Genomic DNA, 23623 nt, shown 5'->3' on the forward strand with positions numbered 1-23623 from the left:
TTCCGGGGCGATGCGCAGCATCGAACCCGGAATCTAGAGGTAATTAATCTCCAGATTCCGGGTTCGCGACTTTGTCGCGCCCCGGAATGACTGCATGGAGAAACAAGTCACGGCGGAGACACCCATGCATCTGCCCTCCATTACCGCGATCTACCTCGCCGTTCTCGCGCTGCTCTACGCGGCGCTCGCCATTCAAGTCGCGCGCTTGCGGCAGAACAACCGGGCGAGCTTTGGTGACAACGGAAGCCTCGAACTTCGCTGCGCGATCCGGGTTCACGCCAACTTCGTCGAATACGTCCCGATCATCACGCTGATGGTTGCGATGCTCGAAATGTCAGGTCTGCCGGCGATGCGGGTTCATCTGCTGATGGGCGCGCTGCTGGCGTCGCGGCTGCTGCATCCGCTCGGCATGTACGCCGCGCCCAACACGCTGCAGTTTCGCATCGGCCGGGTCGGCGGCGCCACGATCACCTTCGTTTTGTTGATTGCCTGCGCCGTGACGATCCTGTGGCGGCTGCTATGAGCCTCGGCCCCGCGCCAGACGCCAGCCGACCAGTACAACAAGTTCAAGGCCGGCCAGCGCCGCAACGACGAGCACTCCCGCAGATGCGGCGTCGACATTTTGCTCACGCAGGAAATATCCGAGCGTGAGAAGCGGCCCGGTCCACACCAGGCTGCCGATCAGCGTTGCCGCCAGGAAGGTCGCGACTGCCAGATGGAGCACTCCGGCCGGAATCGAAAGATAGACCCGTACCGCCGGAATCGCCTGCCCTGCCACCGTGACCCAGAAATGATTGCGCCGGTAAGCGCCCGTCATCCGGGAATAGAGGGCGGGCTTCAGCAGTATGTAGCGCCCGAACCGTTCAATCAGCGACTCGACCCGTGTTGGCCCCAGACCGAGGCCGACGCAGTACCACCCAAGCGCGCCCAACGTGGAGCCGGCTGCCGCCGCGGCCACGGTGACGGCCAGATCGCTTCGGCCCGACGCCGCCGTGCCGAGCAGCACGAAAACCAGATACGACGGCACCACCGGAAGCAGCTTTTCGGCGAGCGCGATGCCTGCAATTCCGAGAGGACCCCATTCGGCGAGCAAGGCGATGCAAGCCGGGATGTCGAGATCGGCCGGCATCAGGCTTGATCCAGCTTGCACGAGTTGCTTCGCGTGATGCGGTACACCGAGGCCGGCGGGATATTGAGCAGCACGCGTCCCATGCAATTCGCCTGTAGTCCGAGCTGATCCAGCAGGGACTTCGATACCGGGCACTTGGTGCCATAGGTGAACTGATAGAACGCCCCGCCCTCGCGCAGCGCACCGAAGGCGGCAGCGAGAATGGCGCTGACTTTCCCGGGCGCAAAGTTGAGCAGCGGCAGGCCGCTCACCACGGCACCCAGCGGCTCTTCGAACAGATCGTAGGAAGCCATCCAGGCCGCATCCATCCAGAGCACGCGCGCTTTGGGGAAGCGCGATTGCAGCAGCCGCATGAAATCCGAACCGTATTCGATCAGCGTGAGACCGCGCTCGCTGACGCCCCGCGCCAGCAATGCTTCGGTGAAGACGCCGGTGCCGGGACCGAGTTCGAGAACCGGACCGGAGGCCTGGCTGATCTCGCTTGTGATCAGACTTGCGAGATCAGCCCCCGACGGCGCGATCGCTCCTACCCTGAAGGGGTTGAGCGCCAACGCACGAAAGAACAGCAGGACATTTTGTGTTGCCATGAGAATGATTAACCCATCGAGTCAAAACCGCATCGCCGACTGATGTCGGGATCGATGCGATATGAAGGATGGAAGTTGTGTGAACATTACGCGGCGCGGCGCGCAGAGAAAAACCGATCGCCCGGATGCGCTGCGTTGGCGGATCAAACGTTGGCCGGCCGGAACGTCATCTCGACGCAGGCGCCGCCGGAGCTGGCTTCGCGAATGGTGACCACGCCATCATGCCGCCGCACAATCTCCTGAACGAGATTGAGACCAAGCCCGGCGCCGCGGTTGCGTCCGTTCAGCCGGTAGAAAGGTTCGAACACGCGCTCGCGGTGCGGCGGCGGAATGCCGGGGCCATCATCCGTGACCGAAATCCTGGCCGGACGATCCACCCTCACCGCAATCAGTCCCTTTCGGCCGCCATACTCGATCGCGTTCTGAACCAGATTGGTCAGCGCCCGTTCCAGCGCGCCCTGGTCGCCGTGCACATAGACATGCTCGGCGGCGGTCTCAAACGACAGCTCGTAATTGGCGGCGATGGCCAGCGGCGCAAGGTCGGCCGTCACCTTTCTCGCCATGACGACGATATCGATATCAACGAGTCCATCGCTCCCCTGATCGACGCGCTGCAGATCCAGCAGTTGATCGGCCAGAGTGGACAGCCGCGCGACATCCTCGAGCACGCGCGGCGCGTGAGGTCCGAGCGGGATCGATTCAAGCCGGGTCTGAAGAATGGCGATCGGGGTCCGAAGCTCGTGCGCGGCATCGACGAGGAAACGCTTGTGCCTTTCATATCCCTCATCGAGCCGGCGCAAGGCGTCGTTGACGGCCGAGACCAGCGGAACGACTTCCGATGGCACGTCTTGCAGCGGCAGCCGGGCCCCCCGCCTGTCGATATCGATTTCCTCCGCTTGCGCGGCCGCGCGGCCGAGACCGGCCAGGGTCCGGCGAATTACGATCGGCGTTGCGATCAGCGTTGCGAGACTCATCAGAACGATGATCGGCAGCACCACACTCAGGAACAGTGTCGAGGCCGCAAGGACGACCCGTCGCCACGATACCGTACCGCCCGGGCCGGTCAGGATCTGAACGTCGCCGGCGGATGTTTCGATCCACTTCATCCGGGCGGTCGGGCGCGGCCCATCGTCGAGATTCCAGCCGAGCCGGGCCTGACCGATGCCATCCAGCGCAGCGCCGATCTCCGCATATTCCCGCGGCACCCTGCCCTGTGAAACCGAATGTCCTTCACGGTCGCGGACCACGAACCAGAAATTGGGCGATTGATCCCGCCGCTTCGAGACGGCGGGCGTTTCGCGCACCGATATCCCGCCATTCGCATCGCGGACGACCGCATCACGCAGCGCGTCGATCGTGTCGTCTTCCGGCTCCAGTGTATTCAGAGTTCCGGAGCCCCACAGCACCGCGATCACGACCAGAACGAACAGCGCCAGCATCGTGGCCTGCAACACGGCCAGCCGGCGCACCAGGCGCCACCGCAGCGAACGCGGCTGCGCGTCCGTCATGTCGCGGACTTCAAGAGATAGCCGACGCCGCGAATGGCGTGGATCTCGATCCCGGCCTGCGCCTCGGACAATTTGCGGCGGAGCCGGGAAATGTGGGTATCGAGGGCGTTCGACTGGATCTCATCGTCGATACTGTAGACCGCTTCCTCCAGCGACGCGCGCGCCACGGTGCGGCCCATGCGTCGCAGCAACGTCTCCAGAACCAGAAGTTCGCGGCGCGGCAGATCGAGCGGCCGGCCGCCGACGCTGGCTTCGCGATCGCCGGCGTCGAACGACAGGCGGCCAAGCCGGATGATTTCCGACGGCAGATCGGCCGGCCGGCGCAGCACCGCGCGCAGCCGTGCCAGCAATTCTTCGACGGCAAAAGGTTTGCCGAGATAATCATCCGCGCCGATGTTCAGCCCCGCGACGCGATCGGTCAGTTCGCCCCGCGCCGTCAGCACGATGACGGGAACACCGACCCCTGCGGTTCGCAGTTTGGGAATCAGCGTCAGCCCGTCGCCATCCGGCAGTTGGCGGTCGAGCAGGATGGCCGCGTAGGTATTGAGGGAAACGGCTTCCTCGGCATCAGCCAGCGTCGAGATATGGTCCACCACCATATCGTAGTTCTTCAAGGCGGCTGCGAGCGCTGCCGCCATCTCCGGCTCGTCTTCCACCAGCAACACGCGCAATCCATCACCTCAACGTCAGCTTTTCCCGAACCGACGCTACTGCGCGAACATTGCGGCAGGGTTGCAGGCGGGCGTGACATTTCGCGAGATCGAACGCCCCCACGGCCTGGCTTAACATCTTCATCCCCGGCCGCCGACAGCCCATCCAACATACTGTAAAAATTGATATTTTATGGCAAAACTGTTTATTTTGACACTGTAAAGATTTCGCTTGACGGCTCCCGTCTGCGCCCCTAGGGTATCTTTACGATGTAAAGATTAGCCCGAGAGGCTGCCATGACAATCTTCCTGATCCTTGCCCCCTACGGCGCCTACGCCATGCTGATGCTGGTGACGTCGGCGACCACGAGCCTGTTTGCGGCGGCGGCGATCTGCCTCGCGGTGATCGCGTTCGATATCGTGCGCGGGCGCTCGATCAAGATCCTCGGCGCCGGCTCGGTGATCGTGTTCACCGCGGTCGGCGGCTACCTCGCTCTGGTCGATCCCGCCTTCAGCAATTCCGCGATCAAATTCGCCGTCGATGTCGGTATCTTTCTGGTCTCGCTGGGGTCGATCGTGATGCGCGCGCCGTTCACGCTGCAATACGCCCGCGAAGTGGTCGACGCCGAAACCGCGAAGCTGCCCGGGTTCCTGCGTGCGAACTACGTCATCACCTGGGCCTGGACCGGTGCGGCGCTGTTGATGATGGTCGGCAATATTGCGTTGATCTATGTCCCCGGCCTGCCGTTGTGGTCCAGCCTGCTGGTTGCATTTGCCGCCCGCAACAGTGCGGTCTATTTCACCAGATGGTATCCGGAATATCGCAGGGTGAAGTACGGCACGCCGCCGGCCAACGCCCTGCCCGGAACCAACTGAGATCCATAAGACAGACACACCCTCCAACAGAGAGCAGGACGATGAAGGACGTATTCGCCAGACTGGGCGCCGATTTTTTCTCCACCATCCTGTTCCTCGCGATTTACCTCGCGACCGACAACGTCCTGCTCGCGACCGGCGTGGCGATCGCAGGCGCAATCGCCCAGGTGATCTATGCGCGCATCAAGGGCAAGCCGCTCGGCTACATGACCTATGCCAGTCTCGCGCTGGTGATCGTGCTCGGCAGTGCGACGCTCCTGACCCACGACCCGCGTTTCGTGCTGGCGAAACCCGCGATCGGGCATTTTGCGATCGGCGCCATCATGCTCAAGCGCGGCTGGCTGCTGCGCTACCTGCCCGCGATCGTGACCGAAACCATTCCGGAATACGTCACCGTGGCCGGCTACGCCTGGGCCGCGCTGATGTTCGTGCTCGGCGCCGGCACCATCGGCATCGCGATGACCGGCGACATGAAGCTGTGGACGTTCTATGTCACGGTCGTGCTGGTCGGCGCCAAGATCGCCGCCTTCGCCATCCAGTATGTCGCATTCCGGCTTCTCGTCGGCAGCCGGATTCGTGCCGCCCGAGCCTGATAGCCGCGAAACAAGACGGTTGGGCATAGGCTGAGAGATAGGTTATACCGCGCCGCAAGCTTGGCGATCCCAGAACCATTCCGGTTGGCTGGGACATGTTGGGGAGACCGAAATGGCCGTGGACGGAAACTGGAATATCACGATGAGCACGCCGATGGGCGAGCGCAAGGCGACGCTCAACGTGACGAGCGCCGGCGGCACGCTGACGGGCACGCAAGGCGCCGACGGCAATTCCGGCGAAATTTTTGACGGCACCGTCGCCGGCGACGACGTCTCCTGGAAGATCTCCATCACCAACCCGATGCCGCTGACGCTCGCCTTCACCGGCAAGGTTGCCGGCGACAGCATGTCCGGCGAAATGGGCATCGGCCCGATGGGTAGCTTTCCGTTCACGGGAACGCGGGCGTAAGGAGCTCGACTGCCAACAGGATCGCGGGTGGAAGGGGCCGGCTCGCCTGTATGATCAGCCGCGGCCAAGCGTCACCGAGCCGGAGGTTGCGATCGCTTCATCAGCGGACAAGCTGATTGTTCGGACGGCACCGCCGCTTCCGCCGCGGGGATGGTCGCAATCTTCTCATACAGATCCCATTCGGCCCTGCTCTCGCTCGGTCGCTTTACGCGAAAGGAATAGAAATCTCTCATGAGCCGCCCGTCGCCGCGCAGATGCGCACCGGCGGACACCGTCGCGTCTTCGACCGGGAGCGCCCGCATTGCCTTGATGACGCTATCGGTGTCCTTCGTTCCCGCCTCCTGCACCGCGCGAAGATAGTGCCGCACGGCACTGTAGGTACCCGCCTGTATCATCGATGGCATCGCACCGTTCATTTTGGCGCCGTAGCGCGCCGACCAGGCGCGGGTTCTGTCGTCGAGATCCCAGTAAAAGGACTCGGTGATGCGAAGGCCCTGTGCATCCCGCAATCCCAGGGCCTTCACATCGTTGATCAGCATTGCGAGCGAGGCGATCGTCTGCTTCTCGTTGACGCGGAACTCGCTCGCCTGCTTCACCGAATTCACCGCGTCGGCGCCGCCATTCAGAAGCGCGACGACCGAAGCTCCCGAGCCCTGCCCCTGGAGTAGATAGGACGAGAAATCGGACGTGCCGAGCGGATGGCGCGACACGCCGACGACTTTGCCGCCGGCACGATCCAGCGCGCCCCGAACGCCCTGCTCGAGCGCGCGGCCTAACGCGTAGTCCACCTCGATCAGATACCAGTCCTTCAGGTTCTCGCGCGCAAATGCCTTGCTGGCGACGTTCGCAAGAGCATAGGTATCCCAACTCCAGACGAAGCTGTTCTGAGTGCAGGCGGCTCCGGTTAGCTGGTCGGCCCCCGCGCCGGAGAAGATGACGACCTTGTTCTTGTCGCGTGCAATGTGCTGGACCGCCAAAGCCACGGACGAAGTGATCACGTCGACGATGACGTCGACGCCCTCGTTGTCGAACCACTTCCGCGCGGTCGCCGAGCCGATATCGGGTTTGTTCTGATGGTCGGCCGCCACGATCTCGACCCGCCGGCCGCCCACGTTGCCGCCGAATTCGCCGATTGCCAGTTGCGCGGCCGCGACCGACCCCCGACCGGCGATGTCGGAATACGGACCGGACATGTCGGTCAGGACACCGATTCGAATCGTGTCATCGGCGCGAGCCGGCGCGATGAACCCCAGGACGGCGGCGCAAGCCGCCATGGTTCGAACGTGACGACGAATAGCCATGGATCAGCCGGCCGCCGCGGCCGTCGAATGAGGCGGCTCGGGGAGGCGCTTGCCGCCTCTGACCGTCTGCGCGGCCGGAGCCTCTATCACTGCGACCTCGATCGCGTCTTCCGGAGTTCCAGCTACTTTATGCCAGGCGGCCGAAACGCGCAGCGCCAACTCCGTCTTGAGCGCGACGGGGCGTCCGGCGCGGATGTAGCAGAGGATCAGAGCGTCCTGCGAAGGCTGGCCGGCGAGCCAGATCTGATCCTGTTCGAGCTCGTGGAAAACGACGCTGATCAGGTCGAGGTCAGACCCGATGACTTCATGTACGGATTGCGTGATCGATTTGGCGAGCGCCGCCCGCTTCGGCTTATCGAGGCGCTGCGCCGTCTCGCAGACCATGATTGGCATTGGTGGTTCTCCATGGGTCCTGTAAACTTCCGCCAAAAGGCGCGGAGGAAACGAGCATGGCAGACTTACATCGGGACCGCGTTCGCGCAGGGGACGGTCCGTTCGCGAAGCAGACATCGAAGGTCGGGTTATTTCGGGAGGTCGGTGCACCTCTCGTCCGGCAAAAGACATTGTCCGGATCGGCCGTGACGATCGAGTGGATCGAACGCCGAGGTACCGGCGCGGTGGATTGGCGCTACAGGCAGGATCGCGACGCTCTGTTCTATTTCGAACAGGGGATCGTAGCTTGCCGCGGCGAGCTGGACGGCAGAGGGATCAGCCGCTCGCTGAACGGGACATCCAAACTGGCCTTCATCGAAGCCGGCAGCACGGTCGAGACCGAAGTCGAGGTCCCTGGGCGCTGCATCTATTGGGTCGCTTTCATCGACAAGGATCGTCTTCTCGGAGCGGAAGAAAGCCTTGCGCAAAGGCGGCTCGAGTCCCGTATCGGTATCCAGAGTTCTGCGATGGCGTCGACCATGAACAGCCTGAGACCGGAACTGGTCCGGAACGACGATCTATCGACTTTGTATCTGGAATCCTGGGCGACCCAGGCCCTGGTGATCCTGCACAGGGCTCTGGACGGGACTGCGCCACGGGGACTCGATGCTCGGATCGGCAAGAGCGCCCTGTCCAAAGTGATCGATTTCATGGAGGCGAATGTCGGAGCGGACCTCACTCTGCAAGACATCGCAAGACTGGTGGACCTCAGCCCGCGGCAAATGAGACGGGCCTTCGTCGCCGCCACCGGCGCCGGGCCAAGCGAGATGTTCACGAACATCCGACTCGAACGGGCTGCGCGAGACCTGCGGCAAAGCGGAAGAAGCGTGACGGAGATATCTTTGGACTGCGGATTCAGCCAACCGCAGCATCTCGCGACCGCATTCCGCCGGAAGTTCGGACTGACGCCGACGGAGTTTCGCCGAAGTTCTCTATCGTAGGACCCTGCGCAGTCCTGACGGAGTGGCGCGGGCGTGAGGCGCTCCGCCGCTGCGCGTCCCGGACGCGGCGCAGCCTAAGCGATGCGTGGCATCGTCCGGTAGCGCTGCTCCGCAGAGCCGGGACCCACACTTCCTGCGCAACGTAGACCCCGGATCAGCAGCGTATCATTTCATGCTGCGGAGCATCCGGGGAACGCCTTACCCCAGGTTCAATTCCTTGAAGAAGTCGTTGCCCTTGTCGTCGATGATGATGAAGGCCGGGAAATCCTCGACCTCGATGCGCCAGATCGCTTCCATGCCGAGTTCGGGATATTCCAGCACCTCGACCTTCTTGATGCAGTGCTCGGCGAGGTTCGCCGCCGCACCGCCGATCGAGCCGAGATAGAAGCCACCGTGCTTCTTGCAGGCCTCGCGCACAGCGACCGCACGGTTGCCCTTGGCCACCATCACCATCGATCCGCCCGCCGCCTGGAACTGGTCGACGAAGGAATCCATCCGTCCCGCGGTGGTCGGACCGAACGCGCCTGAGGCGTAGCCGTCCGGGGTCTTGGCCGGACCGGCGTAGTACACCGGATGGTTCTTGAAATAATCCGGCAGCGGCTCGCCCTTCTCCAGCCGCTCGCGCAGCTTGGCATGCGCGGAATCGCGCGCCACGATCATGGTGCCCGACATCGACACCCGGGTCTTGATCGGATGTTGGGCGAGCGTCGCCAGAATGTCCTTCATCGGCTGGTTGAGGTCGATCTTGACCACTTCGCCGCCGAGCGACTGTTCAACCGCCGGCAGATACTGCGCCGGGTTGTGCTCGAGCTCCTCGAGATAGACGCCGTCCTTGGTAATCTTGCCGAGCACCTGGCGGTCCGCCGAACAGGACACGCCGAGCCCGATCGGCAGCGAGGCGCCATGGCGCGGCATCCGGATCACGCGCACGTCGTGGCAGAAATACTTTCCGCCGAACTGCGCACCGACGCCGAGCGACTGCGTCATCTTGAGGATCTCCTGCTCCATCTCGAGGTCGCGGAAGGCATTGCCATCAGGCGAGCCGTGCGTCGGCAGCGCATCGAGATAGCGCGCCGATGCCAGCTTCACCGTCTTCATGCAGAGTTCGGCCGAGGTGCCACCGATCACGATGGCCAGATGATACGGCGGGCACGCCGCGGTGCCGAGCGTCAGCACCTTCTCCTTCAGGAACGCCAGCAGGCGATCTTTCGTCAACACGGAGGGCGTGGCCTGGAACAGAAAACTCTTGTTGGCGCTTCCGCCGCCCTTGGCCATGAACATGAACTTGTAGGCGTCATCGCCCTCGGCGTAGATCTCGCACTGCGCCGGCATGTTGTTGGCGGTGTTCTTTTCCTCATACATCGTCAGCGGCGCCACCTGCGAATAGCGCAGGTTACGGCGCAGATAGGCGTCGCGCGCGCCTTCCGACAGCGCCGCCTCGTCGTCGCCATCGGTGATGACGTTGCAGCCCTTCTTGCCCATGATGATCGCGGTGCCGGTGTCTTGGCACATCGGCAACACGCCGCCGGCCGCGATGTTGGCGTTCTTCAGGAAGTCAAAGGCGACGAACTTGTCGTTGTCGCTGGCTTCCTTGTCGTCCAGGATGTTGCGCAGCTGCTTCAGATGCCCCGGCCGCAGATAGTGATTGATGTCGCCGAAGGCAGCCTCCGAAAGCGCCCGCAGCGCCTCGCGCGACACCACCAGCATGTCCTTGCCCAGCACCTTCTCGACCTGCACGCCCTCAGTCGTGACCTTCTTGTAGGGCGTGGTGTCTGCCCCCAGCGGAAACAGCGGCGTGTGCTTGTAGGGCGGAACGGGTTTTGGATCGGGAAAGGCGGTGGGGGCGTTCATGGGCGTGATCTCGGGTTGGAGCCGGCAGCGTCCGCAGGGCGCTGCGCGTAATAGACCCGTTCTAAGCACTTTTGCGACAAATGGAAGGTTTTGGCGGCCCCGCCAAAAGCTGGTCCGTCATGCCCGACGTGGGGCTGTAGGCCGCCATTACGCTGCTCGCCCTATCCCTTCCCGCCCTGCGGCATAGCCATCCAACAGCGCGCGGATCGTGCGCGGTCGCGGCTCACGTATTGACGTGTCCGCGCAGACCCTGCATGAACCTCCCCGCGCGCGTTTCAATGCTGTGGGGGTTTCATGACAAAAAGACTGCGCAACCACGCCGTGTCGGGCCTGCGGACCGCCGGTCTCGCTGCCGCGCTGATGTTGCTGGCCGCATTTTCGGCCTCGCCGGCGCGGGCCGACCGCTGTGACGATACCGCCAAGCAGCTTGCCGGCGGCATCGACGGCCTCAAGGTGGGTATCACCGCCGCCAACTACATCTACCTGTCGCACCCAGCGGCCAAGGAGCTGTCGCTCGGCTGCCGCGGCGCGAATTTCTCGATCGAGCTCTACGCCAAGACCGACCGCAAACCCAAGCCGGAATTCTTCAATCTCGTCGCCGCCGCGGCCGCCATCATCTTTACGGTGCCGAAGGACGATACCGCGACCGGCACCGCGCGCTGCATCAAGCGGATGGGGATTTTGCGCGGCGACAAGGTCTCGATGCGCTTTCGCCGGCTCAACATGGAATGCTCGCGCACCAAGACCGAGGCCTCGATCGTGGTGACCCGCGGCAAGGACGAGTAGTCCGCTCCCCGCCCGCTCGGGCCATCCATACACTTGTAGCGAAATCGCGCGCCTCTCGTTCACCATGGAACGGGATTGGCGGCGATGCTGCGGGATTGACCGGCCTGATTCACCACTCGTTCGTTTCAACCGGCCAGTGTCGGAAGCAACCAAAAGGATGTTTCCGATGAGTATCTCTGCTGTCGCCGCACCGGTGGCGATCACCCCGCCCGTCTCAAGCGCACCGCCCCAGGCGCCCCAGAAGTCCCCCGACGTGCAGAACGGCGCCGCCGCCGACGGTACCCGCTCGCCGCAGCCGACGCTGGTGGCCGCCCTGCCGCCCGGACAGGGCACGCGGGTCGACCAGCTGGCCTAACCTCCGACACCCAGCCGCGCGCGCCCTGCGGCCTGGAACCCGGCGCCGCAAGTTTGCCGAAAAACCGCGCCACCAGGCCGCCCGCGAGCGAACGGGATCGCGCATGATCGCAAAGCTGTTGCTGCAAAACACCCTCTTCATCGTCGCCTTGGGCGCGCTGCTGTTTGTGACGGCGGGTTCGCTGAACTGGCCGGCGGCATGGGTTTTCCTGGTTACCAACGCGATCATCGGTCCTGCCTGCGGGCTATGGCTTGCCTGGGCCGATCCGGCGCTGCTCGCCGAGCGCATGCGGCCAACCTTTCAGGCCGGCCAGCCCGCCGCCGACAAGACGTTCATGCTGATATTCGTTGTTGTGGCGCTTGCCTGGCTTATCGCCATCGGACTGGACCGGCGTGCGCACGCCTCTGATGTGCCGCAGGCGCTGCAGGTCATCGGCTTTGTGATGTACCTGCTGTGCACGGGTTTCATCATGTGAGTATTCCGGGAAAACTCCTTTGCCGCCCCCGTGGTCCGGGTGCAGGCCGAACGCGGCCACCATGTCATCTCCACCGGGCCCTACGCGATCGTCCGCCATCCCATGTATGGCAGCATCATGCTGTTCTTCTTTGGCGTGCCACTGCTGCTGGGCTCGTGGTGGGGTCTGCTGATCGCACCGGCATTTGCCGTGCTATTTGCCATTCGCACCGGGATCGAGGAGCGCGCGCTGGTGGCCGACCTGCCCGACTATGCTGACTACGCCGCTCGCGTGCGCTATCGTCTCTTGCCCGGAATTTGGTGAGGACACATGATGGCGGTTACATATGCCAGATAGCAAGACCTATACCGGCGGCTGCCATTGCGGCCAGGTGCGCTTCGAATGCACCACCGACATGGCCATGGTGACCGCGTGCAACTGCTCGATCTGCACCAAGAAAGGCCTGCACTTCACCTTTCTGGCGCCGCAGAGTTTTCAGCTGCGCGCCGGCGAGGACAATCTGCGGGAATACCTGTTCAACAAGCACGCCATCCGCCATCAGCTCTGCCTCGATTGCGGCGTCGACGTCTTCGCCCGCGGCAAGAAGCCCGACGGCACCGACGTGGTGGCGCTGAACGTCTCCTGCATCGACGGCATTGATCTGTCGAAGCTGGCGATGACGCCGTTCGACGGCAGGAACAGGTGAGCAGCGACAACACCATCAGCCGTAATGGCCGGGCTTGACCCGGCCATCCACGTCTTTGGCGCTGCGAAAAAAGTAAGTCGTGGATGCCCGGGTCAAGCCCGGGCATGACGGAGAATTAGGCGTTAGGCGCCCCTACCCATCCAGCGCCTTGTACCTTCTGAAAATTCCGTCCTCGTTGAACGCGATCCGCCGATCGCTCGCCAGATACGCCTTGATGTTCGGCCGCGCCGCGATGCGGTCGCGCAGGCCGACCAGCCCCGGGATTTCCATCTCGAACGCCTTCATGCGTTTTGGAAATGCATAGCGTAGCCCTTCCACGATCTGGAATAGAGACAGATCGACATAAGTGAGCCGGCGGCCGGTAATATAGCTGCCGCCGTTGGCCGCCAGCAAATCTTCGAAATAACCGAGATACTTCGGCACGCGCGAATCCCAAAACTCTTCCGTGCGTTTCTTGGCAGGGGCCTTTTGGTCTTCGTAATACAGCGAAGGGCCGAGTGGATGATGGGTGTCGTGAACCTCCAGCACCAGGTCTGATATCGTGAGCTGCAATTGATGCACCCACAATTTGCCGGCCTCCGCCTTCGGCGCCAGTCCGTGGCGTGAACCGAGATAGAGCAGGATATTGGCGGTCTGCCCGATCACGAGTTTTCCGGCTTTCAGGAACGGCGGCGCGAACGGAGGCGTTCCCTTCTCCACCTCCAACATCTTGCTCATCGCGCCCATGCCGTGGCCGCGGCGCGCCACGTCGGTATATCCGGCACCGGCCTCCTCCAGTGCCAGCCGAACATATTCGCCGCGGCCCTGAATGGTCGGCCAGTAGTAGAGCTGATAGTGCATCGACGACGCCTCCGTGCCTGTCTGACGGGGATAACAAATCATTCCGCGGTTGGTTCGTCACGCGCCTTCGCGAAAGGCAGGCCCGGACCGCGGCTCGCAACGCAAAAAAATCTCCACAGGCCTCAACCTGTCCGAAGACAAGCGCGCGTGTTAGGCTATCCGTTCTCAAACATCTAATTTCTCAACAGGACGGGAGAGCGGGATGGCGGACAACAAGAAAAAGCGCGGCGGCATGGATCGCGCGCTGATCGCATTGAGCGAAGCTTATGAGGTTTCCTACTGGTCGAAGAAGCTGAAGATCACGCCGGCCAAACTGAAGGCCGCGGTCAAGAAGGTCGGGCACTCCGCGAAAAAGGTGGAAGCCTATATCAAGGAGCAGAAGCACAAGGCCGCCGACCGGGCGCTGATCGCGCTGAGCCAGCCCTATGAAGTCCGCTACTGGTCGAAGAAATTCAAGGTCACGCCAGCCAGACTGAAGGCCGCGGTTGGCGCCGTCGGACATTCCTCGAAGAAGGTCGGCGAGTATCTCACCGGCAAGAAGGCAACCAAGAAGGTCGCCCGGAAGACCGTCAAGAAAGCGGCCAAGAAGACTGTCAAGAAAGCCACGAAGAAGAGCGCAAAGAAAAAGGCCGCCTGAACAGGCGGCCTTTCTCGGCAGGCTTCAGGACCATTCGCTTTCAGCACGTCGTCGACCAGGGCGACGGCTTAAGCGACGGCGGCTGCGCCGCCCTATCTATCAGTAGCCGCAGGTGCTGCAGCGCGGCGCGACCGGAACGTAGTAGGTGCGGGCCGGCGCCACCATTTCGACGCGCTCCTGGGTCGCGTATTCCGGGGCGGTGCGCTCGTAGGCGACGCCTTCTGGGGCAACCATCACCGTCCGCGGCACCATCACGGTACGGTACTGCGCCGGCGTGCGATGGGCGATGACGCGGCCCGGCGACACCATCACGGTCTCCTGCACGGTCCGGTACTGCGCCGGCGCGACCTGCTGCTCATACTGCGGCTGCACGCAGCAGGGCTGCGGCGGCGCGTAGCACGAATAGCAACCGGCAGAGGCGGCGGTCGGGATCGCGGCGGCGACGAGCACGGTGGCAAAGGCGGCGGCAATAACGCGAGACATGATTATTCCTGCTGGCTTGAGAAATTCGTAAACCGAAGTTGCACGCAACCCCGTCTGGCCGAATGATCTAGCCGAGCACCATCTCGCGTCAACCTGAGATGGAGATTTACCTTGATGAAGATCGCTAATGATTCGTAAACGCCGCGGGGGCCCACGTTCGGCCGTCATGCCCGGCCTTGCCGCCTACGCTAAAGCTTCGGCGAGCCACGACAGACAAAAGCCGCGGCGAAGCCTTGGCGGAGCCGGGTACCGGGCATCAACGTCCTTGCTTTCGTCAATCAAGAAAGACGTGGATGGCCGGGTCATCCAGTGCGAAGACGCGCTTCGCGCTTTTGCCCGGCCATGACGAAAGGAGAATGCCCGGTCTCTCAATTCGCCGCGAAGCAGTACATCAACCCGTCGCCGCCGGTGCTCTTGAAATCGGCCTGCGAGCAGCCGCCGTCGTTGCCGCGCGAGGGATGCGACGAATTCCAGGATTTCGAGGCGTCGTCATCGCGCAGACCGATGCGGTCGATATGGCCGAGCATGGCCGCCCCCTGCGTCGAGCTCGTCCAGTTCTTGCAGGTGCGATCCTCGCTGGCCGCAAACGCCGTGCCGTCGGGCTGCGATCCCGTCAGCGCATCGTGGCGGTTCGGCGTGTCGCCGCGGCCGTTGACGACTTCGCCCTTCTCGTTGAGCGCAGTCTGCTTGGTCAGGCCGTTGGCACCGTGCAGTTCGGCCACGTCCTTGGCGATCACGACGCCCTTGGCATTCTGCCACGGACCCTTGCCGATGCGGTCGCGCGCATTCACCGCCGGCGTGCCGGAGGCCTCCTGGGTTGAAAGATAGGCGTGCCAGGTCTTTACTTCTCCAGAAGCTTTGGCGCCTGCGCCGGCGGCCTGCGCCAGGGTCTGACACCAATTGTCGGCGCCGGCGAGACCACCTAGATTGCCGCCATTGCCGATACCATTGCTGGTCACGAAAAAGCTGGTCGCGGCCGATTGCGCCTGTACCGGCTGCGCGGCGACAAACGAGATCGCAGCAAGGGCTACGGCCGGCACAACGATCCCTGCAAAATTCCTCATCGGGTTCCTCCGGTTTGTTTTTGGTTCGCTGTCATTGAACCCGCAACCACAGCGATTATTCCGGCCGCGCGACGGGCGAAATGACCGAAGCGCTAAATCATTCAAGTGGGTGCGTGACACGTCCTGTCAAAAGAAAACGGCGCCGCGGAATGAACCGCAGCGCCGTCGTCGCTTTCGTCAGGTAATCCGTCAGCTGGTCTGCTGGATCGCCGAGAGTTCCCAGTTGGCGCCGCGCCGGCGTGCAAAGGTCCAGACTTCGGTGGCCTCGATCGGCGTGTCGCTGCCGGCGACCAGACGGCCGGTGCCGCGCTCCAGCGTCTTGTCGACCAGCGAGAACCGCATCGCGACGCTCGCATAGTCGGTTTCGCCTTCGCGCCAGGCTTCCGCGAGGTCGCCCTGCAGCAGCTTGACGTTGGAGGTCTTGTTGACGTCGTTCTGGGCCTTGTTCTGCTCGAGGTCCTTGGTGAAGTAGGACACCATCTCGGGCGTCGCGAGCGTATTCAGCTTGGCGATATCCTCGTCCGACCACGCCCCTTGGATCTCGCCGAGCAGGCGCTCGAAGGCTTCATAGTCGGCGGGGAGGATCTCCAGCGGCGCGCTGCCCGAGCCCAGTCCAAACCCCATTCCGGAGCGGAAGCTGGACTGCGCAGCGGCGGGTCCGGTGTCGGGGCCACCGGCATAGGCGGCCGCCGGGGTCTGGCGGCGCTGCCACCAGGACATCGCCAGCCGCACCACGATGATGATCAGGCCGATCTGCAGGATCAGGCCGAGGATCGACGACAGGCCGCCGAGGCCGGAGAACATCCCGCCGCCGAACAGCATGCCGAGCAAGCCGGCGCCGAGGAACCCCGCGGCGAGACCGCCGAGCAGGCCGGGCCGGTTGAAGAACCCGCCCCTGGCGCCAGCCGCAGCCGGTGCGCCCACGCCGGGGCTGCCCGGCTGGGTAAAGGTACGGTTCATCGGTGCTGCCGTGCCCGGCGCGGTGGTCGTGCTCGGGGGCGCCGAAAAAGTCCGCGATCCCCGCGAACCGGAACTGCCGCCGCCGCCAATGCGGGCGTCAGCCGACGAGATCGCGATCACCAGGGGAATCGCCAGTGACAGGACGACGGCGATGGCCCGAACAATTCCGCGCATATGCGTGAAATTCATATCTGTTTCCTCAATCCCCGGCATGGGGAACCGCCCCTAACATGGGCAGAGCTGCCTAAAAGTGAAGCCACTATCGGTGGGAGCGGCTGCGGCCCTCAGTCGCGGGGATGTGACGATTTTGCCGGAACCGGCTCCACGCTGTGGCACAGATCGGGCTGGGGAGATACCCGAAAGCCGGTTATTTAGCCGGCTGAACGCCCGGATTCTCCCCTTACCGGTGTATCCGGATCGGACAGCGACAGGATGTCCAACGCCATCCGGCCGATCGGCGAAGCGTCGGCGCTTTCGTCTCCGGCGAGCGCGAGTTGCATCGCATGCGCCCCGAGTTCGCACATCGCTTGCGTGGCGAGGTCGCCGCGGCGGAGACATTCCTTGGCAAGGAACTCGAACTGGGCGCGGGCCTGACGCAACGTTTCCTTCGACACGATGGCGCTCGCTTCATCGACCAGCGAATTCGCATCACCGGCGAGAATGGGAGCCGGATTGCCTTGCGATTCGTCCCGGCCGGAATCGGCACCGTGGCGTTCGGGTTCGACGCGCAACTGGCTGATCCGCTCGAAGCTCAATCGCAGCTCGGCACGTTTGACCTCGAGCGCCTCGACCTGTTCGCGAAGGGCTGCGGATTCGCGTTCGGAATCGGCGCGAGATGCAAGCAGCGCCTGCTCGCGTGACTTGATCTGGGATTGCAGCGCTTCACGTTCACGGTCAAAGGCAAGCCGTAGTTCGGCGGCTTCGTCTTCACGCCGCTTCAGTTCGGCCGCAAGCTCCGCCCGTTCGCGTTCGAACACACGGCGTTGTTGATCGACTTCCTTGGCACTGACGTCTGCAGCCGCCATCAGCGCCAGACGGTCCTGGTCGAACGCCACGCGAAGATCGGTCACGGCGCTATCGTGCGTCTCCGAGGCCGTCGCTGACTGGTCCTGTTCGCGCTGTAGCTCCTGACTGAGTTCGAGCAGTTCTGCTTCCCGCTTTTCCAGCGCGGCCTTGAGCGAGTCCCGTTCCGCCAGGATAAGGCCGGCGACGTTGACATGTCCTTCGATGTCGTCCTTAAGGCGCCCGCATTCCGTTTCCAGTTGATCGGTATGTTGGGTCAGGGTTTCGTACTTGTAGCGCCAAAGCTTTTCCTCATCGGAAGCGGCGGAAACCTGGGCCGTCAGCGTTTCGAGGAGTTCGGCGGCCCGAAGCAGATATTTCGCGTTGTGTCCGTTGGACATCAAATCGGCAAAACGGCGCAGAAAATGCGCCGCTTCGGCGGCGTCAGGCGTCTGGGTGTCGATGGCGGGATCTGTTACCACGCTTGCCTTCTCATCATCCATCGCCGCACGCAGCCGGTCGGCGTGAGCGCACACCATATTTCGCTCAGAACGGCAAATGTATGATCGCGCGGATGTTCCGGTTCAAGGGCGAGAACATCGGGCGGCCCGTCCGTCAAACAATAAACTGCTGGTCGCTGCAATTCCGGTCGGAAATCCGGGACCGAGATACCGTTTTATCCCGTCCACGTCGAAAGCGCCATCGGCCGATGTCACTACGACGTCATGGTCTCCTTGACCTTTTCGACCAGCGCCGAGAGCGCAAAGGGTTTTGGCAGGAAGGCGAACTGCTCGTTCTCCGGCAGGCTCTTGTCGAAGGCCTCTTCGGCATAGCCTGAGACGAAGATGATCTTGAGATTGGGATTGCGCTTGCGCATCTCGCGCAGCAGCGTCGGGCCGTCCATTTCCGGCATCACCACGTCGGAGACGACGAGATCGACCGCGCCGTCCTTTTCCTCCAGCGCTTCCATCGCCTCGATGCCGTTCGAGGCCTCGATCACGCTGTAGCCGCGCGAACGAAGTCCGCGCGCATTGAGCGAGCGCAAGCCGTCCTCGTCTTCGACCAGCAGGATCGTGCCCTGCCCGGTGAGATCGGCCCGCGGCTTCGGCGGCTCGGCGGCGGCGTCCTTGGTCGCCGGCGGTTCCGGCTGAACCTCCAGTTCGGGGCGATGCCGCGGCAGGAAGATGTGGAACGAGGTGCCCTTGCCGGCTTCGGAATCGACATAGACGAAACCGCCGGTCTGCTTGACGATGCCGTAGACGGTCGAAAGACCGAGCCCGGTGCCCTTGCCGACTTCCTTGGTCGAGAAGAACGGCTCGAAGATCTTGTCGACGATCTCGGCGGGAATGCCGGTGCCGGTATCTGAAATATCGATGCGCACGTAGTCCGCCGCCGGCATGCCCTTGTAGGACTGCTGGGCTGCTTCTTCCGTCGTCATATTGGCGGTCTTCACCGTCAGCTTGCCGCCATCGGGCATCGCGTCGCGGGCGTTGACGGCGAGATTGACGATCACCTGTTCGAACTGCGAGACGTCGACCTTGACCGGCCAGAGATCGCGGCCATGCACGAGGTCGAGCTTGACCTTCTCGCCGATCAGCCGCCGCAGCAGCATGGTGAGATCGGACAGCGCGTCGCCGAGGTCCAGCACCTGCGGCCGCAGGGTCTGGCGGCGCGAGAACGCCAGCAGTTGCCGCACCAGCGTCGCAGCCCGGGTCGCGTTCTGCTTGATCTGCATGATGTCCTGGAACGACGGATCGGTCGGCTTGTGGGCGTTCAGCAGGAAGTCGTTCGCCATCATGATGGCCGAGAGCACGTTGTTGAAGTCGTGCGCGATGCCGCCGGCGAGCTGGCCGACCATGTCCATCTTCTGCGACTGGTTGATCTGGTTCTCCAGCGCGCGCCGCTCGGTGGTCTCCAGGAGATAGACGATGCCGGCCTCGGTCTCGCGCTCGTTTTCCTCGACCGAGGTCACGAAGAACTGGCCCCAGCGCTCCTTGGCGCCGTCGAGCATGGCCTCGACCGGGGCGATATCGCCCTGGCCTTCGGCCGCCTGGTTGATGGCCGCGATCAACAGGCCGCGGTCGCGCGCGTTCACGGTGCGGAAGATCGACTTGTTGGCCGCACCGTCAGGGCTCAGGCTTTGCGCCAGCTTGGCGAAACGGGCATTGGCGCGCACCACGGCGCCGCCGCGGTCCACGGTCGCGATCGCCATCGGGGTATGATCGAAGAACCGCATGAAGCGGACTTCGGCGGCGCGTTCGGGATCGGAATGCTCGTCGCGGGCGCGGCTGATCACCAGCGTGCGCGAGGAGCCGGGCACGCCGTCGGCGCCGAAGGCGAGCTTGTGATAGAGCCGCACCGGCATGGTCTTGCCGCCGCGCATCCGCAGGTCGATGTCGAACACTTCGGTTTTGACTTCGCCCGGCACCGCCACGATCGAGGTCAACAGCGAGGCGCCGTCACCCGAGACGATATCGGTCAGTTTCAGCCCGCCCGAACCGATTTCGGCGAGGTCATGATCGAGCCAGTTCGCCAGCGTGGCGTTGACATAGACGACGTCGCCCGCCGGATTGACCGAGAAGAAGCCGCAGGGCGCGTGATCGAGATATTCGATCGCGTGCTGCAGTTCCTTGAACACGTCTTCCTGGCGCTCGCGGTCCCGCGTGATGTCGGCAACCGACCACACCGCATATTTGGCCTCGCGCTTGCCCTGGCCGAGCGGACGAACCCGCATCCGCAGCCAGCGGCCCTGCGCGCCGTCCTGTCCTGCGATCCGGACTTCCTCCTGCTGCCGCTTGCCTTCGCGTGCGGCCTTGAGCAGACGGAACACCGCTTCGGACACGTCGGGATTGCCGATGAAGACGCGCTCGACCGGCCGCACGTCCTGCGCGGATGTGGCCCCGGTGATCGCCAGATAGGCAGCGTTGGAATAGACGACGTGGCCGCGCGGGTCGGTCACCGCCAGTCCGTCATAGGCATGGTCGGCGATGCGCCCCATGACGGGATCGTCGGCGGTGCGGTCGGTGAAGCGGATGATGCCGGCGGCAAAGGCGAACAGGTTGAACAGGCCGACCATCGCCAGCAGCGCCAGCACGCCGAGAATATAGGGCTGGGCCTGGGCCCGGCCGATGGTCATCATCGCCACCGCGATCGCGACAATGCCAGCGGCCACCAGCAGCACCAGCACGATGCTGCCGCCCCGCCGCGCCGGCTCATGGGCCGCGAGAGGCTCGGATGACGGATCGCTGTCGGTTTCGGCGGTCATATCAGGAAACGCAGCCCGTCGGCATGGAGGTGACGCGCACACCGGGTCGGCCGGACACGGACAACCCCGCATCCTCCCGGCACGCCCCTCCTGAGTGCCTGAATCGGCCCGGCCAGCGCAAGTCCATCAGGCGGCTATTTTGCAGCTTAGCGGCATTTCAACGCGATTCCGATCCTACCCCTACGGCCTGCGGCCGGAAAGCCCGCGCTTCAGGCCCATGACGTAGCCGATGATCTCGGCGACCGCATGATAGTGCTCGACCGGGATTTCGTCGTCGATCTCCACCGTGGCATAGAGCGCGCGCGCCAAGGGCACGTTTTCCACGATCGGAATGTCGTGCGCCTTGGCGACTTCCCGGATCTTGAACGCGATGTTGTCGACGCCCTTGGCGACGCAGATCGGCGCCGACATGCCGCGGTCGTAGGACAGCGCGATCGAATAGTGGGTCGGGTTGGTGATGATCACGCTGGCCTTGGGAACCGCGGCCATCATGCGTTTCTTGGCCTTTTGCATCCGCAACTGACGGATCCGGCCCTTGATGTGGGGGTCGCCTTCGGACTGCTTGTACTCGTCCTTGATCTCCTGCAGCGACATCTTCTGCCGCTCGTACCACTGCCGGTACTGGAAGAAGTAGTCGGCGATCGCAACCGCGGCCAGCATCGCCACCACGGCACCCAACACCTGCAGCGTCAGGCTGGTGGTCACGTTCAGGATGACGTCCGGGTCGAACCGCAGAAACGACTCCAGGCGCAGGCGCTCCGGCCACAGCACGGCCATCATGACGGCGCCGAGCGCAATCAGCTTGAAAATGCCCTTGGCGAAATTCGCCGCCGCCTGCTTGCCGAAGATGCGCTTGAATCCGGCGCCGGGCGACACCTTGCTGAACTTGGGCGACAGCGATTCCGCCGACCACACCAGCCGGTGCTGGATCATGTTGCCGGCGATCGCCGCAATCATCAGCATCAGGAACGGCACGCCGACGGCACCGAGTACCGCCGTGCCGAGCAGGTTGGCGAGCGACAGCAGCGCCGCCCCGTCGGCATGGAGCTGGCCGGCATTGGCGATGACGTTGCGCAGCGGGTTAAGGATGCCGCCGCCCATCGAGCCCGAGAAGGTCGACAGCACCAGCGTGCCGCCCGCGATCACGAACCAGGTATTGACCTCCTGGCTTTTGGCAACGTCTCCGCGCGCATGCGCGTCGTCGAGACGTTTTTGTGTAGGGTCTTCTGTTTTATCGTCGCTGTCGTCGGCCATTGCGGCGCTCTGGTTTCTGTTTGAGCTCTATCTCAGCGGTGTCAGATCGTGCATGACGCCGACGAAGTAATTCAGATAGGTTCCCATCATCGCCGTGATGACGAGGGCGAAGATCAGGAAGCCGACCATGATCGAGAGCGGCACGCCGACGAAATAGACCTGCATCTGCGGCATCAGCCGCGCCAGCACGCCAAGGCCGATGTTGAAGACAAGACCGAACACCAGAAACGGCGCCGAAAGCTGCATGCCGATCTTGAAGGCGGCGGCAAAGGCGCGGGTGGCGAGGGCTGCGACATCACCGGTCGACATTACCTCGCCCGGCGAGAAGATCCGGTAACTCTCGTTCAGCGCCGCGATGACGAGATGGTGGCTGTCGGTCGCAAACAGCAGCGTCAAGCCGAGAATGGTGAGGAAGTTGCCGATCAGGAGGCCCTGCTGGCCCTGGGTCGGATCGACTGAAGTGACGAAGCCGAGACCGAGTTGCTGGGCGATCACCGAACCCGCGACCGACAGCGCCGACAGCGTCACGCGCGCGGTGGCGCCGAGCACGATGCCGATGACGATCTCGTGCAGCATCAAGACCAACAGCGAGGTCATCGACGTCATGTCGACGTGATAGGCGGCGCGGTGCAGCGGCAGGATGATCAGCGTCAGCAGAAGCGCAATCGCGAGCTTGACGCGAACCGGGATGTTGCTCTCGCCGAACCCCGGCATCAGCATCACCATCGCGCCAATCCGCGCGAACACCAGCATGAAGGTGGCGGCGAGGGCCGGCAGCAGGGAAACATCGATGCGCATGAACAGGACAATGCATCAACCGCCTATGATTCGCGACGATATCCGCATCATGTGACTGTGCAGCGAATCCGCCATGAACGGCAGCGCCAGCAATAATGTGACGAAGATCGCCAAAATCTTCGGCACGAAGATCAGCGTCTGTTCCTGAATCTGCGTCAGCGCCTGGAACAGCGACACCACGACGCCAACCACGAGGCCGACCACCATCAGCGGCGACGACACCACCACAATGGTCCAGATCGCGTCGCGCGCCACGTCGAGGGTTTCAGCACCGGTCATAACTGTCTCGCTTCCTGTAAACTCACCACCGTCATTCCGGGATGGTGCGCAAGCACCAGACCCGAAATCTCGAGATTCCCCGATGCGCAATTGCGCATCTGCGGTCTGGTCCTTCGGACCATCCCGGAATGACGTTCCAAAAAATCAGATCGGCATCTTCATGATGTCTTCGTAGGATTGGATCACGCGGTCGCGCACCGACACCAGGGTCGAGACCGCGACGTCGGTTTCGGCGACCGCCGTCACCACGTCCATGACGTTGGCCTTGCCCGAGGTCATCGCCATGGTCTGGGCGTCGGATTTCTTGCCGGATTCCAGCACGCTGCCGACCGCATCCTTGAGCAGCGCAGAAAAGGATGGGCCGCTGCCGCCACCGGCCTGGGCACCCTTCTCGGCGCCGCCGGATTCCATCATGCGCGAAAGCGCGGCGTAGGCGTTGGCGGCAACTGTCGGTGTAGCCATT

Annotated in this window: 28 protein-coding genes; 11 read left to right on the forward strand and 17 right to left on the reverse strand. The window is 63.4% G+C overall.

From position 1 onward, the window contains the following. Window positions 1–124: 124 nt before the first annotated feature. Window positions 125–523, forward strand: a complete 399-nt coding sequence (locus BLS26_RS05645; protein ID WP_157676316.1) for an MAPEG family protein — start codon at window positions 125–127, stop codon at window positions 521–523. Here BLS26_RS05645 and BLS26_RS05650 read toward each other — a convergent pair. The 4 genes from BLS26_RS05650 to BLS26_RS05665 form a co-directional block, all read right to left on the reverse strand. Continuing rightward, the gene (locus BLS26_RS05650; protein WP_092509176.1) at window positions 518–1129 is read right to left on the reverse strand and encodes a DedA family protein; all 612 of its coding nucleotides are present in this window, start codon (window positions 1127–1129) and stop codon (window positions 518–520) included. The genes BLS26_RS05645 and BLS26_RS05650 overlap by 6 nt on opposite strands. Then, on the reverse strand, window positions 1129–1716 hold the full coding sequence (locus BLS26_RS05655) for a class I SAM-dependent methyltransferase (RefSeq protein ID WP_092509178.1): 588 nt from the start codon (window positions 1714–1716) through the stop codon (window positions 1129–1131). The genes BLS26_RS05650 and BLS26_RS05655 overlap by 1 nt, the downstream gene beginning before the upstream one ends. Window positions 1717–1859: 143 nt before the next feature. Then, window positions 1860–3224: a HAMP domain-containing sensor histidine kinase gene (locus BLS26_RS05660; protein ID WP_092509180.1), complete on the reverse strand. Its 1365-nt coding sequence runs from the start codon at window positions 3222–3224 to the stop codon at window positions 1860–1862. After that, window positions 3221–3895, reverse strand: coding sequence for a response regulator transcription factor (locus tag BLS26_RS05665; protein WP_092509182.1), 675 nt, complete (start codon window positions 3893–3895; stop codon window positions 3221–3223). Before BLS26_RS05665 ends, BLS26_RS05660 begins: the two co-directional genes overlap by 4 nt. A 276-nt stretch (window positions 3896–4171) precedes the next feature. Between BLS26_RS05665 and BLS26_RS05670 the strand changes: the two genes are divergently transcribed. The 3 genes from BLS26_RS05670 (at window position 4172) to BLS26_RS05680 (ending at window position 5752) form a co-directional block, all read left to right on the forward strand. Then, complete coding sequence (locus tag BLS26_RS05670; RefSeq protein WP_092509184.1) at window positions 4172–4750, forward strand: hypothetical protein; 579 nt, start codon at window positions 4172–4174, stop codon at window positions 4748–4750. 41 nt (window positions 4751–4791) lie between these two features. Continuing rightward, the gene (locus tag BLS26_RS05675) at window positions 4792–5343 is read left to right on the forward strand and encodes an inner membrane-spanning protein YciB (protein ID WP_092509186.1); all 552 of its coding nucleotides are present in this window, start codon (window positions 4792–4794) and stop codon (window positions 5341–5343) included. 112 nt (window positions 5344–5455) lie between these two features. Then, window positions 5456–5752: a hypothetical protein gene (locus BLS26_RS05680; protein ID WP_092509188.1), complete on the forward strand. Its 297-nt coding sequence runs from the start codon at window positions 5456–5458 to the stop codon at window positions 5750–5752. 71 nt (window positions 5753–5823) lie between these two features. Here the strand turns inward: BLS26_RS05680 and BLS26_RS05685 are convergent, their stop codons facing one another. Next, window positions 5824–7053 (reverse strand): ABC transporter substrate-binding protein, encoded by a 1230-nt coding sequence (locus BLS26_RS05685; RefSeq protein WP_244541851.1) that lies wholly within the window; start codon window positions 7051–7053, stop codon window positions 5824–5826. Between the two features lie 3 nt (window positions 7054–7056). Beyond that, a complete protein-coding gene (locus BLS26_RS05690) occupies window positions 7057–7446 on the reverse strand; it encodes a tautomerase family protein (protein WP_172804551.1) in 390 nt (129 codons plus the stop codon). 56 nt (window positions 7447–7502) lie between these two features. Here BLS26_RS05690 and BLS26_RS05695 point away from each other — a divergent pair, with 56 nt between their 5' ends. Further along, entirely contained in the window at window positions 7503–8426 is a 924-nt protein-coding gene (locus BLS26_RS05695; protein ID WP_092509192.1) for a helix-turn-helix domain-containing protein, read from the forward strand. Between the two features lie 198 nt (window positions 8427–8624). Here BLS26_RS05695 and BLS26_RS05700 read toward each other — a convergent pair whose 3' ends face one another. Further along, on the reverse strand, window positions 8625–10277 hold the full coding sequence (locus BLS26_RS05700) for a fumarate hydratase (protein WP_092509194.1): 1653 nt from the start codon (window positions 10275–10277) through the stop codon (window positions 8625–8627). 294 nt (window positions 10278–10571) lie between these two features. Between BLS26_RS05700 and BLS26_RS05705 the strand changes: the two genes are divergently transcribed. The 5 genes from BLS26_RS05705 to BLS26_RS05720 all read left to right on the forward strand — a co-directional run bounded on the left by BLS26_RS05705 (window position 10572) and on the right by BLS26_RS05720 (window position 12578). Beyond that, the gene (locus BLS26_RS05705) at window positions 10572–11063 is read left to right on the forward strand and encodes a hypothetical protein (protein WP_371360781.1); all 492 of its coding nucleotides are present in this window, start codon (window positions 10572–10574) and stop codon (window positions 11061–11063) included. A gap of 166 nt (window positions 11064–11229) precedes the next feature. Next, entirely contained in the window at window positions 11230–11418 is a 189-nt protein-coding gene (locus tag BLS26_RS05710; protein WP_157676320.1) for a hypothetical protein, read from the forward strand. Window positions 11419–11521: 103 nt separating this feature from the next. After that, window positions 11522–11893, forward strand: a complete 372-nt coding sequence (locus BLS26_RS37150) for a hypothetical protein (RefSeq protein WP_371360782.1) — start codon at window positions 11522–11524, stop codon at window positions 11891–11893. A 39-nt stretch (window positions 11894–11932) separates the two neighbouring features. Then, a complete protein-coding gene (locus BLS26_RS37155; protein ID WP_371360783.1) occupies window positions 11933–12196 on the forward strand; it encodes an isoprenylcysteine carboxylmethyltransferase family protein in 264 nt (87 codons plus the stop codon). Between the two features lie 22 nt (window positions 12197–12218). Continuing rightward, the gene (locus BLS26_RS05720) at window positions 12219–12578 is read left to right on the forward strand and encodes a GFA family protein (protein ID WP_092509198.1); all 360 of its coding nucleotides are present in this window, start codon (window positions 12219–12221) and stop codon (window positions 12576–12578) included. 132 nt (window positions 12579–12710) lie between these two features. Here the strand turns inward: BLS26_RS05720 and BLS26_RS05725 are convergent, their stop codons facing one another. Beyond that, window positions 12711–13418, reverse strand: a complete 708-nt coding sequence (locus tag BLS26_RS05725; RefSeq protein ID WP_092517669.1) for a glutathione S-transferase — start codon at window positions 13416–13418, stop codon at window positions 12711–12713. Window positions 13419–13620: 202 nt separating this feature from the next. On the opposite strand from BLS26_RS05725, the gene BLS26_RS05730 reads away from it, so the two are divergent. Continuing rightward, the gene (locus BLS26_RS05730) at window positions 13621–14055 is read left to right on the forward strand and encodes a DUF3606 domain-containing protein (RefSeq protein WP_092509200.1); all 435 of its coding nucleotides are present in this window, start codon (window positions 13621–13623) and stop codon (window positions 14053–14055) included. Between the two features lie 99 nt (window positions 14056–14154). Here the strand turns inward: BLS26_RS05730 and BLS26_RS05735 are convergent, their stop codons facing one another. From BLS26_RS05735 to fliE, 9 genes are all read right to left on the reverse strand, one after another. Further along, a complete protein-coding gene (locus BLS26_RS05735) occupies window positions 14155–14538 on the reverse strand; it encodes a hypothetical protein (protein WP_092509202.1) in 384 nt (127 codons plus the stop codon). A 368-nt stretch (window positions 14539–14906) separates the two neighbouring features. Continuing rightward, complete coding sequence (locus tag BLS26_RS05740; RefSeq protein ID WP_172804552.1) at window positions 14907–15602, reverse strand: lectin; 696 nt, start codon at window positions 15600–15602, stop codon at window positions 14907–14909. Window positions 15603–15791: 189 nt separating this feature from the next. Next, window positions 15792–16775: a Tim44 domain-containing protein gene (locus BLS26_RS05745; protein ID WP_092509204.1), complete on the reverse strand. Its 984-nt coding sequence runs from the start codon at window positions 16773–16775 to the stop codon at window positions 15792–15794. A 158-nt stretch (window positions 16776–16933) separates the two neighbouring features. Next, entirely contained in the window at window positions 16934–18103 is a 1170-nt protein-coding gene (locus BLS26_RS05750) for a hypothetical protein (protein WP_092509206.1), read from the reverse strand. A gap of 176 nt (window positions 18104–18279) precedes the next feature. Further along, window positions 18280–20829, reverse strand: coding sequence for a cell cycle histidine kinase CckA (gene cckA, locus BLS26_RS05755; RefSeq protein WP_092509208.1), 2550 nt, complete (start codon window positions 20827–20829; stop codon window positions 18280–18282). Between the two features lie 180 nt (window positions 20830–21009). After that, entirely contained in the window at window positions 21010–22083 is a 1074-nt protein-coding gene (flhB, locus tag BLS26_RS05760; RefSeq protein WP_092509210.1) for a flagellar biosynthesis protein FlhB, read from the reverse strand. Window positions 22084–22110: 27 nt separating this feature from the next. Further along, entirely contained in the window at window positions 22111–22881 is a 771-nt protein-coding gene (gene fliR / locus BLS26_RS05765; protein ID WP_092509212.1) for a flagellar biosynthetic protein FliR, read from the reverse strand. A gap of 15 nt (window positions 22882–22896) precedes the next feature. After that, complete coding sequence (gene fliQ, locus BLS26_RS05770) at window positions 22897–23160, reverse strand: flagellar biosynthesis protein FliQ (RefSeq protein WP_027540419.1); 264 nt, start codon at window positions 23158–23160, stop codon at window positions 22897–22899. Window positions 23161–23304: 144 nt separating this feature from the next. Next, window positions 23305–23622 carry a flagellar hook-basal body complex protein FliE gene (gene fliE / locus BLS26_RS05775; protein WP_092509213.1) on the reverse strand — a complete coding sequence of 106 codons (318 nt, stop codon included), beginning with the start codon at window positions 23620–23622 and terminating at the stop codon, window positions 23305–23307. Window position 23623 lies beyond the last annotated feature (1 nt).

Origin of the sequence: Afipia sp. GAS231, from assembly GCF_900103365.1 — a bacterium.
Lineage (GTDB): Bacteria > Pseudomonadota > Alphaproteobacteria > Rhizobiales > Xanthobacteraceae > Bradyrhizobium.

Excerpts from the sequence above, each read along its gene's own strand:
- BLS26_RS05645 (WP_157676316.1), top strand. The coding sequence starts at position 125 with ATGCATCTGCCCTCCATTACCGCGATCTACCTCGCCGTTCTCGCGCTG.
- BLS26_RS05650 (WP_092509176.1), bottom strand. The coding sequence starts at position 1,129 with ATGCCGGCCGATCTCGACATCCCGGCTTGCATCGCCTTGCTCGCCGAA.
- BLS26_RS05655 (WP_092509178.1), bottom strand. The coding sequence starts at position 1,716 with ATGGCAACACAAAATGTCCTGCTGTTCTTTCGTGCGTTGGCGCTCAAC.
- BLS26_RS05660 (WP_092509180.1), bottom strand. The coding sequence starts at position 3,224 with ATGACGGACGCGCAGCCGCGTTCGCTGCGGTGGCGCCTGGTGCGCCGG.
- BLS26_RS05670 (WP_092509184.1), top strand. The coding sequence starts at position 4,172 with ATGACAATCTTCCTGATCCTTGCCCCCTACGGCGCCTACGCCATGCTG.
- BLS26_RS05675 (WP_092509186.1), top strand. The coding sequence starts at position 4,792 with ATGAAGGACGTATTCGCCAGACTGGGCGCCGATTTTTTCTCCACCATC.
- BLS26_RS05680 (WP_092509188.1), top strand. The coding sequence starts at position 5,456 with ATGGCCGTGGACGGAAACTGGAATATCACGATGAGCACGCCGATGGGC.
- BLS26_RS05685 (WP_244541851.1), bottom strand. The coding sequence starts at position 7,053 with ATGGCTATTCGTCGTCACGTTCGAACCATGGCGGCTTGCGCCGCCGTC.
- BLS26_RS05690 (WP_172804551.1), bottom strand. The coding sequence starts at position 7,446 with ATGCCAATCATGGTCTGCGAGACGGCGCAGCGCCTCGATAAGCCGAAG.
- BLS26_RS05695 (WP_092509192.1), top strand. The coding sequence starts at position 7,503 with ATGGCAGACTTACATCGGGACCGCGTTCGCGCAGGGGACGGTCCGTTC.
- BLS26_RS05700 (WP_092509194.1), bottom strand. The coding sequence starts at position 10,277 with ATGAACGCCCCCACCGCCTTTCCCGATCCAAAACCCGTTCCGCCCTAC.
- BLS26_RS05705 (WP_371360781.1), top strand. The coding sequence starts at position 10,572 with ATGACAAAAAGACTGCGCAACCACGCCGTGTCGGGCCTGCGGACCGCC.
- BLS26_RS05710 (WP_157676320.1), top strand. The coding sequence starts at position 11,230 with ATGAGTATCTCTGCTGTCGCCGCACCGGTGGCGATCACCCCGCCCGTC.
- BLS26_RS37150 (WP_371360782.1), top strand. The coding sequence starts at position 11,522 with ATGATCGCAAAGCTGTTGCTGCAAAACACCCTCTTCATCGTCGCCTTG.
- BLS26_RS05720 (WP_092509198.1), top strand. The coding sequence starts at position 12,219 with ATGCCAGATAGCAAGACCTATACCGGCGGCTGCCATTGCGGCCAGGTG.
- BLS26_RS05725 (WP_092517669.1), bottom strand. The coding sequence starts at position 13,418 with ATGCACTATCAGCTCTACTACTGGCCGACCATTCAGGGCCGCGGCGAA.
- BLS26_RS05730 (WP_092509200.1), top strand. The coding sequence starts at position 13,621 with ATGGCGGACAACAAGAAAAAGCGCGGCGGCATGGATCGCGCGCTGATC.
- BLS26_RS05735 (WP_092509202.1), bottom strand. The coding sequence starts at position 14,538 with ATGTCTCGCGTTATTGCCGCCGCCTTTGCCACCGTGCTCGTCGCCGCC.
- BLS26_RS05740 (WP_172804552.1), bottom strand. The coding sequence starts at position 15,602 with ATGAGGAATTTTGCAGGGATCGTTGTGCCGGCCGTAGCCCTTGCTGCG.
- BLS26_RS05745 (WP_092509204.1), bottom strand. The coding sequence starts at position 16,775 with ATGCCGGGGATTGAGGAAACAGATATGAATTTCACGCATATGCGCGGA.
- BLS26_RS05750 (WP_092509206.1), bottom strand. The coding sequence starts at position 18,103 with ATGGTGTGCGCTCACGCCGACCGGCTGCGTGCGGCGATGGATGATGAG.
- cckA (WP_092509208.1), bottom strand. The coding sequence starts at position 20,829 with ATGACCGCCGAAACCGACAGCGATCCGTCATCCGAGCCTCTCGCGGCC.
- flhB (WP_092509210.1), bottom strand. The coding sequence starts at position 22,083 with ATGGCCGACGACAGCGACGATAAAACAGAAGACCCTACACAAAAACGT.
- fliR (WP_092509212.1), bottom strand. The coding sequence starts at position 22,881 with ATGCGCATCGATGTTTCCCTGCTGCCGGCCCTCGCCGCCACCTTCATG.
- fliQ (WP_027540419.1), bottom strand. The coding sequence starts at position 23,160 with ATGACCGGTGCTGAAACCCTCGACGTGGCGCGCGACGCGATCTGGACC.
- fliE (WP_092509213.1), bottom strand. The coding sequence starts at position 23,622 with ATGGCTACACCGACAGTTGCCGCCAACGCCTACGCCGCGCTTTCGCGC.